Origin of the sequence: Mitsuaria sp. 7 (genome assembly GCF_001653795.1) — a bacterium.
GTDB lineage: Bacteria > Pseudomonadota > Gammaproteobacteria > Burkholderiales > Burkholderiaceae_C > Roseateles.
The window spans coordinates 3,779,882-3,793,019 of sequence record NZ_CP011514.1 but is presented as its reverse complement, the minus strand read 5'-3'; the positions used below and the strand labels follow the sequence as shown (position 1 = coordinate 3,793,019).

Below are 13,138 nucleotides of genomic sequence, written 5' to 3'. Positions count from 1 at the left end.
GCGGGCACGAATCATGTTGATGCATCTGAAATCCCCCGAAGCCGCCGCCCGCTGGCTGCAGGAATGGACCCCGAGCGGCCAGCTGCGCACGGACAGCCGCGCCGTGGGCGCCGGCGACGCGTTCATCGCGTGGCCGGGTTATGCGAAGGACGCGCGGCAGTTCGTCGCGGGCGCGCTCGCGGCCGGCGCGGCGACCGCGCTGGTCGAGCACGCGGGGGCGGCCGAGTACGGCTTCACCGATGCGCGCATCGCGTCGCTGCCGGACCTCAAGGTCAACTGCGGCCGCATCGCGTCGGCGTTCTATGGCGAACCGAGCAAGCGCCTGAACGTGCTTGCCGTCACCGGCACGAACGGCAAGACCTCCAGCGCCTGGTGGATCGCGCAGGCGCTGACGCTGCTGGGATCGCGCTGCGGCGTGATCGGCACGCTGGGTGTCGGCCAGCCGCCGGTGCCGGGCGCGACGACGACCGCGACGATCGAAGCCACCGGCCTGACGACGCCCGATCCTGTGCGTCTGCAGGAAGCGTTCAAGCGCATGGCCGATGAGGGCTACGGCGCGTGCGCGATCGAGGCGTCCTCGATCGGCATCGAAGAACACCGGCTGACCGGCACGACGCTTCAAGTCGCGCTGTTCACCAACTTCACGCAGGACCACCTGGACTATCACGGCGGCATGGACGCCTACTGGGTCGCCAAGCGCAAGCTGTTCGACTGGGACGGCCTGAAGGCTGCGGTGCTGAACATCGATGATCCGAAGGGTGTCGAGCTCGCCGCCGAGCTGAGCGCCGCCGGCAAGCTCGACGTGTGGACCTACGGCCTCAACCGCGCCGATGCGCGCCTGAGCGCGGTCGACCTGCGCCATGACGCGAGCGGTCTCGCGTTCACCCTGCGCGAAGGCGCGGCATCGGTGCCCGTCCAGACGGGCCTCATCGGCGACTACAACGTGTCCAACCTGCTCGGCGTGATCGCCGGCCTGCGGGCGTTGGGGCATGGCCTCGAAGACATCGCGCGGGTCGCCGCGCTGGTGACGCCGGTGCCGGGCCGCATGCAGCGCGTGGGTAGCGGTCGTGAGTTGCCGCAACTGGTGGTCGACTACGCCCACACGCCCGATGCGCTGGACAAGGCGCTGAGCGCGCTCCAACCGCTGGCCGCTGCACGTGGCGGCGAGTTGCGCGTCGTGTTCGGCTGCGGCGGTGACCGCGACCCGACCAAGCGTCCGCTGATGGGCGCGATCGCTGCGCGGCTGGCCGCGCACGTCGTGCTGACCAGCGACAACCCGCGCACCGAAGATCCGCTGAAGATCCTCGCCGACATCGAGGCCGGCCTGCCGGTCGGCGTTGCGCGTGAAGTGATCGCCGACCGCGCTGAGGCCATCTCGCGCGCCGTCGATCAGGCGGGCGCACGGGACGTCGTGCTGGTCGCCGGCAAGGGTCACGAGGACTACCAGGAGATCCACGGCGAACGCCGCGCGTTCTCCGACGTGCAGGCGGCGCGTGCCGCATTGATTGAAAGGGCGGGGCTGTGATGCTGACGCTCGGTCGCGCCTTCGAACTGCTGTCGCCGCTGCTGCCCGCCGCGACGCTGGTGGGCGAGCCGTCCACGCCCCTGCTGCGCGTGCACACCGACACGCGCTCGCTGCGCGCGGGCGACCTGTTCGTTGCGCTGCGTGGCGATCGATTCGACGCCAACGACTTCCTCGCGCAGGCGAAGGACTCCGGCGCCGCCGCGGCCATCGCCGAGCGCGGCTTGGCCGAGGCCGGCCTGCCGGGCCTGCTGGTGCCGGACGCGAAGGTCGCGCTGGGCCTGCTCTCGCAAGCCTGGCGCGAACAGCATCACCTGCCGGTGATCGCCGTCACCGGCAGCAACGGCAAGACGACGGTGACGCAGATGATCGCGTCCATCCTGCGCGCCTGGCTGGGCGATGCGGCGATGCTCGCGACCGAAGGCAACTTCAACAACGAGATCGGCGTGCCGCTCACGCTGCTGCGCCTGCGCCAGAACGAGACCGCGTGGCATCGCGCGGCGGTGGTCGAACTCGGCATGAACCATCCCGGCGAGATCGCGCCGCTGGCCGCGATGACGCAGCCGACGGTGGCGCTGGTGAACAACGCGCAGCGCGAGCACCAGGAGTTCATGCACACCGTCGAAGCGGTCGCGCGTGAGAACGGCGCCGTGATCGGCGCGCTCGGCACGGCCGGCGTCGCCGTGTTCCCCGCTGAAGACCCGTGCGCGCCGGTGTGGCAGTCGCAGGCCGTGGGCCGTGCGACGCTGACCTTCGCGCTGCAGGGCCAGGCCGACGTGATGGGCCGGGCGCAGTGGATCGCGCCGACCGACGCGAGCGTCGCCGCCGCCCTCGCCAATGGCGCGGGCAGTGCCGGCGGTGCGGGTCATTGGGCGATCGAGATCCTCACCCCCGCCGGATCCGTTCCGGTCGCGCTGGCGATGGCCGGTCAGCACAACGTGCGCAACGCACTGGCCGCCGCGGCCTGCACGCTGGCCGCGGGCGCGCCGCTCGCGGCGATCCGCGACGGCCTGCAATCGTTCAAGGCCGTGAAGGGCCGCTCCGCGCTGCAGACGGCGGTGTGGCAAGGCCGTCGCATCACGCTGATCGACGACAGCTACAACGCCAACCCCGACAGCGTCCGCGCCGCCATCGACGTGCTGGCCGAACTGCCCGGCGCGTCGTGGCTGATCCTCGGCGACATGGGCGAAGTGGGCGAGCAGGGCCCGGCCTTCCACGAGGAAGTCGGCGCGCACGCCGCCGACCAGGGCCTGTCCGCGCTGTGGACCGCCGGCGCCGCCGCGCGCGACAGCGCCACCGCGTACGGCGCGGGCGCCCGCGCCTTCGACACCGTCGCCGAATTGATCGCCGCGCTCAAGGACGCGCCGCAAGTGCAGAACATCCTCGTCAAGGGTTCGCGCTTCATGAAGATGGAACAGATCGTGGCCGCCTTGCAGTCCGGCGGCCCAGGAGACCCCCATGCTGCTTAGTCTGGCCCAGTGGCTGCAGGCCAATTACTCTGAACTCGGGTTCCTCCGCGTCTTCAACTACATCACCTTCCGCGCGGTGATGGCGGCGCTGACGGCGCTGCTGATCGGCCTGGCCTTCGGCCCGTGGGTGATCCGCCGCCTGACCGAGCTCAAGATCGGCCAGCCGATCCGCGAGTACGGCGTGCAGCAGCATCTGGCCAAGAGCGGCACGCCCACGATGGGCGGCGTGCTGGTGCTGATCGGCATCGGCGTGTCGACGCTGCTGTGGTTCGACTGGTCCAACCGCTTCGTCTGGGTGGTGATGCTGGTGACCATGGGCTTCGGCCTGGTCGGCTGGGTCGACGACTACCGCAAGGTGGTCAACAAGGACCCCGAGGGCATGCGCAGCCGCGAGAAGTTCATGTGGCAGTCCATCATCGGCCTGATCGCCGCGATCTACCTGGCCTTCAGCGTGTCGGAGACCAGCTTCCTCGGCGTGGTGCAGCTGTTCTTCCGCTGGGTCACCAGCGGCTTCTCGACCGAGCTGCCGCCCAAGGCCGACCTGATGCTGCCGTTCTTCAAGTCGATCAGCTACCCGCTGGGCGTCTTCGGTTTCATCGGGCTGTCCTACCTGGTCATCGTCGGCACCAGCAACGCGGTGAACTTCACCGACGGTCTCGATGGCCTGGCGATCATGCCGGTGGTGATGGTGGGCTCGGCGCTGGGCGTCTTCGCGTACGTCACGGGCTCGTCGGTGTACAGCCGCTACCTGCTGTTCCCCTACATCCCGGGCGCGGGGGAACTGCTGATCTTCTGCGCCGCGCTCGCGGGCGCGGGGCTCGCGTTCCTGTGGTTCAACGCGCATCCGGCGCAGGTGTTCATGGGCGACGTGGGCGCGCTGGCGCTGGGCGGCGGCCTGGGCACGCTGGCCGTGATCACGCGTCAGGAGATCGTGCTCGGCATCATGGGCGGCGTGTTCGTCGCCGAGGTGCTGTCGGTGATGCTCCAGGTGACCTGGTTCAAGTACACGAAGAAGAAGTATGGGGAAGGGCGGCGCATCTTCAAGATGGCGCCGCTGCACCACCACTTCGAGAAGTCGGGCTGGAAGGAGACGCAGGTCGTCATCCGGTTCTGGATCATCACCATGCTGCTGTGCCTGGTCGGCCTGGCCAGCCTGAAGCTGCGCTGAGCGGGAACGGAACGACGATGTCCTCCCTCCACTTCCCGGCGCTCTTCCAGGACCGGCACGCGTTCGTGCTGGGCCTGGGCGACTCCGGGCTCGCGATGGCGGCCTGGGCCGCGCGCCTGGGCGCGCGCGTCACCGTGTGGGACAGCCGCGAGCAACCGCCGCAGCTGCTCGCGCTGCGTGAGCGCCTGCCGGATGCCGCGTTCGTGCACGGCGACTTCTCGCCGGCGCTGCTGGACACGATCGACCACAGCTGGGTGCTGCTGAAGAGCCCCGGCCTGTCGCCGCTGGACGCGCGGCTGAAGCCGCTGTTCGAGCGCGCCGAGGAGATCGGCCTGCGCGTGCGCGGCGAGCTGGAGCTGTTCGCGCAGGCGCTGGCGGAGCTCAGGACGCTGTACCGCTACGAGCCCGGCGTGCTCGCGATCACCGGCACCAACGGCAAGACGACGACGACCAGCATGACCGCGCTGCTGGTCGAGCGCGCCGGCCGCCGCGTCGCGATGGCCGGCAACATCGGCCCGACGCTGCTGGGCACCTTGAGCGAGGCGCTCGACAAGGAGCCGATGCCGCAGCCCAAGGAGGACGAGGTCGCCGCCGACATCGCCGCGGAGGCCGATGCGGCCGACGCCGCGGATGAGGCCGTCGTTGACCTGGCCGTGGAATCTGTGGTGTCGACGGAGCCCGGCGAGACCGTGGCCATCGAGGACGTCGGCGACGTGCCCGAAGTGCCGAACGCCGACGTGCTGCTGGAGTCCTTCGACGCGAACGAGATCGAGATCGAGCCGGGCGAGGCTGTCGAACCGACCGAGCCGGTCGTGGAGTCTGTCGCCGCGCAAGCCTCGACCGACGACCGCACCGCGCTCGAGACCGTCGCCGAACTGCTCGACGAGCAGCCGCTGCCGATCAAGCCGCCGCCGCCCAAGCCTGCTGAATTCGAGGTCCTGCCGCAGGTCTGGGTGCTGGAGCTGTCGAGCTTCCAGCTCGACGGCGTGAAGGGCTTCGAGCCGAGCGCCGGCGCGGTGCTGAACATCACGCAGGATCACCTGGACTGGCACGGCGACATGCCGGCCTACGCACGGGCCAAGGGCCGCATCTTCGGCGAGCAGGGCGTGCTGGTGATCAACCGCGACGACCCCGAGGTCGAAGCGCTGGTGCCCGCGCCGATCACCGTCAAGCAGGGCCGTGGCCGCCCGGCGAAGGTCGTGGAACGCAAGGTCGTGCGCTTCGGCCTCGACGCGCCGCGCCGTCCCGGCGACTTCGGCCTGCTGGTCGAGAACGGCATGGCGTGGCTGGTTCGCGCCCGTGAACAGGAAGAAGAGTTGAAGGGCCTCAAGCGCCGCAAGGACGATGAGGAAGACCTCATCATCCAGCGCCTGATGCCCGCCGATGCACTGCGCGTGCGCGGCCGCCACAACGCCGCGAATGCGCTGGCCGCGCTGGCGCTCGCCACGTCCATCGACTGCCCGCTGGCGCCGATGCTGCATGGACTGCGCGAGTACCACGGCGAACCGCACCGCGTCGAGTTCATCACCTCGATCAAGGGCGTCGATTTCTACGACGACTCCAAGGGCACCAACGTCGGCGCGACCGTGGCCGCCGTGATGGGCCTGGGCGCCGACCGTGCGCCGGCCAAGCTGGTGATGATCCTGGGCGGCGACGGCAAGGGGCAGGACTTCTCCCCGCTCGCCACGCCGATCGCGCTGCATGCCCGCGCCGTGGCGCTGATCGGTCGCGACGCGCCGCAGATCGAAGCCGCGCTGCAGGACTGCGGCGTCGTGATGCACCGCCACGACTCGCTCGAAGCCGCGACGCACTGGTCGCTCGCGCAGGCGCAGTCCGGCGACAGCGTGCTGCTGAGCCCCGCCTGCGCCAGCCTGGACATGTTCCGCAACTACGCCCATCGCGCCGAGGTGTTCATCGCCACCGTGCGCGAGCTGGCCGAAGACGAGGGCCTCATCGGATGAGCGGCGCCTCCTTCTTCGAGACCCTGAGCGAGCGCGTGCGCGCGCTGGCCTCGCGCCGGACGACGGCCGCGGGTGCGAACGGCGCGGGCAGCGTCGATGTGCCGGTGCGCGACTGGGTTTCCACCTCCGCCGGCCAGCCCACGCGCCTGCTCGGCTTCGACCTGACGCTGATCTGGGTCGTGCTGTCGCTGCTGGCGCTGGGCCTGCTGATGGTCTATTCGGCCTCCATCGCGCTGCCGGACAACCCCAAGTTCGCGAAGTACCAGCCGATGCACTTCTTCGTGCGTCAGAGCCTGTTCATCGCGATCGGCCTGCTGTCGGGCTGGATCACCGTGATGGTGCCGGTGAGCTTCTGGGAACGTCACGCGCCCAAGCTCTTCGTCGTCGCGCTGGCGCTGCTGATGATCGTGCTGATCCCGCACGTCGGCAAAGGCGTCAACGGCGCGCGCCGCTGGCTGCCGCTGGGCGTCATGAACTTCCAGCCCTCCGAGCTGGCCAAGCTGGCCATCGCGATGTACGCGGCCAACTACATGGTCCGCAAGATGGAGGTGAAGGAGAACTTCGTGCGCGCCGTGTGGCCGATGGCCGCCGCGCTGGCCTTCACCGGCATGCTGCTGCTGGCCGAGCCGGACATGGGCGCCTTCATGGTCATCGCGGCCATCGCGATGGGCATCCTGTTCCTGGGCGGCGTCAACGGCCGCATGTTCTTCCTCAGCGTGGCGGTGCTGATCGGCGCCTTCGTGCTGATGATCACCTTCAGCGATTTCCGTCGCGAACGGATCTTCGCCTACCTCAATCCGTGGGACGAGAAGTACGCGCAGGGCAAGGCCTACCAGCTGACGCACTCGCTGATCGCCTTCGGCCGCGGCGAGTTCTTCGGCCAGGGCCTGGGCTCCAGCCTCGAGAAGCTGCATTACCTGCCCGAGGCCCACACCGACTTCCTGCTCGCCGTCATCGGCGAGGAGCTGGGCTTCATCGGCGTGGCCGTCGTCATCTTCGCGTTCTTCTGGCTGTCGCGCCGGCTGTTCCACATCGGCCGCCAGGCCGTCGCGCTGGACCGCGTCTTCGCCGGTCTCTACGCGCAGGGCATCGGCATCTGGATGGGCGGCCAGGCCTTCATCAACATGGGCGTGAACCTCGGCGCGCTGCCGACCAAGGGCCTGACGCTGCCGCTGATGAGCTACGGCGGCTCGGCCACCGTCCTCAACTGCGTGGCACTGGCGATCTGCTTGCGAATCGACATCGAGAACAGACAACTGATGCGGGGAGGGCGGGCATGAGCACGCGTCACCTCGTCGTGATGGCCGCCGGCACGGGCGGTCACGTGATTCCTGGACTGGCGGTGGCTGCCGAGATGCAGCGCCGCGGCTGGACCGTGTCCTGGCTCGGCACCGAAGCCGGCATGGAGAACAAGCTCGTGCCGCCGTCCGGTCTGCCGATGGACCGGCTGTCCTTCGCCGGCCTGCGCGGCAAAGGCCTGAAGCACTCGCTGCTCGGCGTCGTGCGCCTGTTCAAGGCGCTCGGCCAGAGCGCTCACGTCTTCAGCGCGCGCAAGGCCGATGCGGTCCTCGGCATGGGCGGCTACGTCTGCTTCCCCGGCGGCCTGATGGCCTGGGTAATGCGCCGTCCGCTGATGCTGGTGAACGCCGACGCGGCGCTGCTGCTGTCCAACAAGGCGCTCGCGCCGGTCGCGAAGAAGATCGCCTTCGGCTTCGACGGCCTCGCCGCCGCGCAGCAGAAGAAGAGCGTCGTCACCGGCAATCCGGTCCGCGTCGAGATCGAGGACCTGCCCGCGCCGGAGCTGCGCTTCGCCGATCGCAACGGTCCTCTGAAGGTGCTGGTGGTGGGCGGCTCGCTGGGCGCGCGCGCAATCAACGACGTGCTGCCGCAGACGCTCGCGCTGTGGGACGAGCATCAACGCCCGATGGTCACGCACCAGACGGGCGAGGCCAACTTCCCGCTCGTGCAGGCCGCGTACGCGAAGGTCGGCGTGCAGGCCGAGGTCGTGCCCTTCATCAACGACATGGCGCAGCGTCTGGCCGAGGCCGACGTGGTGATCTGCCGCGCCGGCGCGGTGACGGTGTCCGAGCTGTGCGCCGCCGGCGTCGCCAGCATCCTGGTGCCGCTGGTCGTCAGCACGACCTCGCACCAGCGCGACAACGCGCAGTACATGGCGCAGCACGCGGCGGGCACGCACCTGCCGCAGGGCGAGCTCAGCGCGCAGGCGCTGTTCGACCTGCTGCAGCAGCCGCGCGAACACTGGCTGGCGATGGCGTCCAAGGCGCGCTCGCTGGCGCGTCCGCGCGCGGCGGGCCGCGTGGCAGACGAGCTGGAAGCCCTCGTGGACGCACGGGACGCCAAGTCCACCAACGGAGCGCGCGCATGAAACACGCCCTCCAACGCATCCACTTCACCGGCATCGGCGGCGCCGGCATGAGCGGCATCGCCGAGCTGCTGGTGGCGCAGGGTTACCGCGTCAGCGGCTCCGACCAGGGCGAGAGCGACACCACGCGCCGCCTGCGCACGCTGGGCGTCGACGTGAAGATCGGCCATGCCGCCGAGCACGTCGGCTCGGCGCAGGTGCTGGTCAAGTCCAGCGCGATCAAGGCCGACAACCCCGAGCTGATGGCCGCCCACCAGCACGGCATCCCCGTGCTGCTGCGCGCGCAGATGCTGGCCGAGCTGATGCGCCCGCGCCTGGGCATCGCGGTCGCCGGCACGCACGGCAAGACGACGACCACCTCGCTGCTGACGACGGTGATGCAGCAGGCCGGGCTCGATCCGAGCTACGCGATCGGCGGACAGCTGCTGGCGGCGGGTGCCAACGCGGCGCTGGGCGGCGGGCTGCACATGGTCGTCGAGGCGGACGAATCCGATGCCTCCTTCCTGCACCTGCTGCCGCAGCTGGCGATCGTCACCAACATCGACGCCGACCACATGGACACCTACGGGCACGACATGGCCCGTCTGCGTCAGGCCTTCGTCGACTTCCTGCACCGGATGCCCTTCTGGGGCGCGGCCGTGCTGTGCGGCGATGACGCGGGCGTGCGGAGCATCGTGCCGATGCTGTCGCGGCCGGTGATCCTGTACGGGTTCGACGCAAGCAACGCCGTGCGCGCGACCGAGGTCGCCGCCGAAGCGGGCGGCGGCATGCGCTTCGTGGCGCTGCGCCGCGATCGTCAGGGTCGCGAGCTGCCGGTGCTGAACGTCCTGCTGCGCCTGAACGGCCAGCACAACGTGCTGAACGCGCTGTCGGTGATCGCGATGGCGATGGAACTGGGCATCGACGACGCCGCGCTGCTGCTAGGCCTCGCGAATTTCGGCGGCGTGGGCCGGCGCTTCCAGTCGTATGGCGAGCTGCCGGTGATGATCGCCGGGGAGGGCGCCGGCGCCGCGTCGGTCGGCACCGCCTCCGGTGGCACGGCAAGCACTGGCACCGCGCTGCTCATCGACGACTACGGCCACCACCCCGTCGAGATGCAGGCCGTGCTGAACGCCGCGCGCGGCGCTTATCCCGGCCGCCGTCTGGTGCTGGCCTTCCAGCCGCACCGCTACACGCGCACCCGCGACTGTTTCGAGGAATTCGCCGACGTCCTCGCGCAGGCCGATGGCGTGCTGCTGACCGAGATCTATGCCGCCAGCGAGTCCCCGCTGCCCGGCATCAGCGGCGAAAGCCTGGCGCGCGCGGTGACCGACCGCGGCACCGCGGCCGGCTTCGTCGGCGACTGGCAGGGACTGCCGCAGGCGATCGCCCACCAGGCGCGCGCCGGCGATGTGGTGATCGTGATGGGGGCCGGCTCGATCGCCGCCGTCCCCGCGCGCACCGTTGAACTCATGACGAAGGGAGGCCGCGCATGACCACGGACCTCGACAACGCTTCCGCGTCTCCGGCGCCGTCCGCGCTGTATCAACACCTCGCCATCGACCGCATCGATGCGAAGTCGCTCGGCAAGGTCGCCGTGCTCTTCGGCGGCGACTCCGCCGAACGCGAGGTCTCGCTGATGTCGGGCAGCGGCGTGCTGGCCGCGCTGCAATCGGAGGGCGTCGACGCGCACGCCTTCGACCCGGGCCAGCGCAACCTGCTCGAACTCAAGTCGGAGGGCTTCCAGCGCGCCTTCATCGCGCTGCACGGCCGCCACGGCGAAGACGGCACGGTGCAGGGCGCGCTCGAGCTGATGGGCATCCCGTACACCGGTTCCGGCGTGATGGCCTCGGCCATCGCGATGGACAAGATCACGACCAAGCGCGTCTGGCTCGCCGACAAGCTGTCGACGCCGCGCTGGGTCAGCCTCAAGCGCGGCGAGCTGCAGCGCGAGCGCGTCCGCACCGTGCCCGATGAACTCGGCCTGCCGATCTTCGTCAAGCCGCCGCACGAGGGATCCTCGATCGGCGCGAGCAAGGTGATGGGCTACTCGGACATGCAGGAGGCCGTCGAACTCGCCGCGAAGTACGACGCCGAAGTGCTGTGCGAGGAATTCGTCGACGGCGCCGAGCTGACCTGCCCGGTGCTGGGCGAGGGGGCCGACGCCATCGCGCTGCCGGTCATCGAGATCCGCGCCGAGGGCGGCAACTACGACTACCAGAACAAGTACTTCACCGACACGACCCAGTATCTGGTCGGCCAGTTGCCGGCCGACGAGCAGGCCCGCGTGCAGGACCTGGTGCTGGCGGCCTACCGCTCGCTGGGCGCGCGCGGCTGGGGTCGCGTCGACGTGATGCGCCGCAAGTCCGATGGCCAGCTCTTCCTGCTGGAGATCAACACCTCGCCGGGCATGACCTCCCATTCGCTGGTGCCGAAGGCGGCCGCCGCCGTCGGCATCTCCTACCCGAAGCTGTGCCTGTACCTCCTGTCGCAATCGCGGCTGGACAGCCAGGCCTGAGTCGGCCCTCGACGAACACCCAGACGCACGAGCGCACGAGACCCCGAGCCACCGCCATGGGCGCCACCTTCACCCACACTGCCAGCCCGCTGCCGCCGGACATCCGCGTGATGAACGGCGTGGCGGGCCTGTTGCTGGCCGTCGTGGCGCTGGCCGCGGGGATCGTGGGCGTGTATTGGCTGGCGCGGCAGCCGGCGTTCTCGATCCGGGCGATCACGGTCGAGGGCGACGTGAGCCGCAACAGCGGCGCGTCGCTGCGCGCGAACGCGCTGCCGCGGCTGACCGGCAACTTCCTGACGATGAACCTGCAGCAGGCGCGCGCCGCCTTCGAGGCCGTGCCCTGGGTCCGCCACGCCACGGTGCGTCGCGTCTGGCCGCTGCACCTGGTGGTCGCGCTCGAGGAACACCGCCCCGCCGCCTATTGGGAAACCAAGGCCGAAAACGCCGACGCCGACAGCGAGGCGGTGGTCGATACCCGGCTGGTGAACAGTTTCGGCGAGGTCTTCGAGGCGAATCTCGGCGACGTCGAGGATGAGGACCTGCCCACGCTGGCCGGTCCGGCCAAATCCTCGGCCGCGATGCTGGCGATGTGGCGGCAACTCGATCCGCTGACCCACGGAAAACTGGACGAAGGCGTCGCCCGGCTGGATTTGTCCGGCCGCGGCTCCTGGAAAGCGACGCTCGAAAAGGGCGCGATCGTCGAACTGGGCCGGGGGAGCGAGGCCGAGGTCGTCGCCCGGTATGGCCAATTCATCGCCAGCATTCCCCAGATCACCGCCCGCTACCGCACCGCGCTGGTATCGGCGGACCTCCGCCACGAATCCGGATATGCGGTCCGGCTCGCGGGCGTGACGACGGTTACCACTGCGCCCAAGGGCGCCAAGAAGAATTGAGGACAGGCATGGCCAAGGAATACAAGGATTTGGTCGTCGGGTTGGACATCGGCACCGCCAAGATCATGGCGGTGGTGGCCGAGGTGATGGGAGACGGCCAATTGCGCATCGCCGGTCTGGGCGTCGCGCCCAGCCACGGTCTGAAGCGCGGGGTCGTGGTCAATATCGACGCCACCGTCCAGTCCATCCAGCAGGCCTTGAAAGAGGCCGAAATGATGGCCGACTGCCGGATCTCGAGGGTTTATACCGGGATTACCGGCAGCCATATCCGCGGTCAGAACTCGACCGGGATGGTGATCGTGCGGGACAAGGAAGTCACGCCGGTGGATGTCGCCCGGGTGGTGGAAACCGCCAAGGCCATCAATATCCCCAACGACCAGCGCCTTCTGCTGGTGGAACCCCAGGAATTCGTCATCGACGGCCATGAGGTGAAAGAGCCGATCGGCATGAGCGGCGGCCGGCTGGAGGTCAAGGTCCACATCGTGACCGGGGCCCAGAGCGCGGCGGAGAACATCGTCAAGTGCGTGCGCCGCTGCGGGCTGGAAGTCGAGCAACTCGTTCTGAACCCTAGCGCTTCCAGTTTGGCAGCACTAACTTCCGACGAGCGCGACCTGGGCGTGGCGCTGGTCGACATCGGCGCCGGCACGACCGACGTGGCGATTTTCACCGGCGGTTCGATCCGCCATACCGCGGTGATTCCGATCGCTGGCGACCTGATTACCAGCGATATCGCGATGGCGCTGCGCACGCCCACCAAGGATGCGGAGGAAATCAAGGTCGAGCACGGTGTGGCCAAGCAATTGCTGGCCGATCCGGCGGATCAGGTGGAAGTGCCGGGTTTGGGCGACCGGGCACCCCGCATGCTCTCCAAGCAGGCTTTGGCCGGGGTCATCGAACCTCGGGTCGAGGAAATCTTCTCCCTGGTTCATCAGGTCATCCGGGAATCCGGCTACGAGGAACTGCTGTCCTCGGGAATCGTCCTGTCGGGCGGTTCGTCGGTGATGCCGGGGATGGTGGAACTGGCCGAGGATATTTTCCTGAAACCGGTACGTCGGGGAAATCCGACCTACAACGGCGCATTGTTCGACATGGTGGCCAATCCCCGTTCGGCCACCGTGATGGGATTGTTGGAGGAAGCGCGGCTGTCGCGCACACGGGGATTCAAGGCGGCGCAGCAGGCGGGGTCCGTGAAGACCTTGTTCGGACGCGCCAAGGATTGGTTCCTGGGGAATTTCTAAGAGGCTG

General features: G+C 69.2%; 10 protein-coding genes. All 10 read left to right on the top strand.

Annotated features, from left to right (window positions below; translation table 11 throughout):
* The first annotated feature begins 13 nt into the window (after positions 1 to 13).
* The 10 genes from ABE85_RS16610 to ftsA are packed head-to-tail and all read left to right on the top strand — an operon-like array spanning position 14 to position 13,131.
* Entirely contained in the window at positions 14 to 1,525 is a 1,512-nt protein-coding gene (locus tag ABE85_RS16610; protein WP_067276951.1) for a UDP-N-acetylmuramoyl-L-alanyl-D-glutamate--2,6-diaminopimelate ligase, read from the top strand.
* Positions 1,525 to 2,991: a UDP-N-acetylmuramoyl-tripeptide--D-alanyl-D-alanine ligase gene (gene murF / locus ABE85_RS16605; RefSeq protein ID WP_067276948.1), complete on the top strand. Its 1,467-nt coding sequence runs from the start codon at positions 1,525 to 1,527 to the stop codon at positions 2,989 to 2,991. The genes ABE85_RS16610 and murF overlap by 1 nt, the downstream gene beginning before the upstream one ends.
* The gene (gene mraY, locus ABE85_RS16600; protein WP_067276945.1) at positions 2,981 to 4,159 is read left to right on the top strand and encodes a phospho-N-acetylmuramoyl-pentapeptide-transferase; all 1,179 of its coding nucleotides are present in this window, start codon (positions 2,981 to 2,983) and stop codon (positions 4,157 to 4,159) included. The genes murF and mraY overlap by 11 nt, the downstream gene beginning before the upstream one ends.
* Positions 4,160 to 4,176: 17 nt before the next feature.
* Positions 4,177 to 6,120: a UDP-N-acetylmuramoyl-L-alanine--D-glutamate ligase gene (murD, locus tag ABE85_RS16595; RefSeq protein WP_067276942.1), complete on the top strand. Its 1,944-nt coding sequence runs from the start codon at positions 4,177 to 4,179 to the stop codon at positions 6,118 to 6,120.
* The gene (gene ftsW / locus ABE85_RS16590) at positions 6,117 to 7,400 is read left to right on the top strand and encodes a putative lipid II flippase FtsW (RefSeq protein ID WP_067276940.1); all 1,284 of its coding nucleotides are present in this window, start codon (positions 6,117 to 6,119) and stop codon (positions 7,398 to 7,400) included. Before murD ends, ftsW begins: the two co-directional genes overlap by 4 nt.
* A complete protein-coding gene (gene murG, locus ABE85_RS16585) occupies positions 7,397 to 8,506 on the top strand; it encodes an undecaprenyldiphospho-muramoylpentapeptide beta-N-acetylglucosaminyltransferase (RefSeq protein ID WP_067276936.1) in 1,110 nt (369 codons plus the stop codon). The genes ftsW and murG overlap by 4 nt, the downstream gene beginning before the upstream one ends.
* Complete coding sequence (gene murC, locus ABE85_RS16580) at positions 8,503 to 9,978, top strand: UDP-N-acetylmuramate--L-alanine ligase (protein ID WP_067276934.1); 1,476 nt, start codon at positions 8,503 to 8,505, stop codon at positions 9,976 to 9,978. The genes murG and murC overlap by 4 nt, the downstream gene beginning before the upstream one ends.
* A complete protein-coding gene (locus ABE85_RS16575) occupies positions 9,975 to 11,000 on the top strand; it encodes a D-alanine--D-alanine ligase (RefSeq protein ID WP_082938677.1) in 1,026 nt (341 codons plus the stop codon). The genes murC and ABE85_RS16575 overlap by 4 nt, the downstream gene beginning before the upstream one ends.
* Before the next feature lie 56 nt (positions 11,001 to 11,056).
* Positions 11,057 to 11,893, top strand: a complete 837-nt coding sequence (locus tag ABE85_RS16570) for a cell division protein FtsQ/DivIB (protein ID WP_067276932.1) — start codon at positions 11,057 to 11,059, stop codon at positions 11,891 to 11,893.
* 8 nt (positions 11,894 to 11,901) lie between these two features.
* Positions 11,902 to 13,131 (top strand): cell division protein FtsA, encoded by a 1,230-nt coding sequence (ftsA, locus tag ABE85_RS16565; protein ID WP_067276931.1) that lies wholly within the window; start codon positions 11,902 to 11,904, stop codon positions 13,129 to 13,131.
* Positions 13,132 to 13,138: the final 7 nt, after the last annotated feature.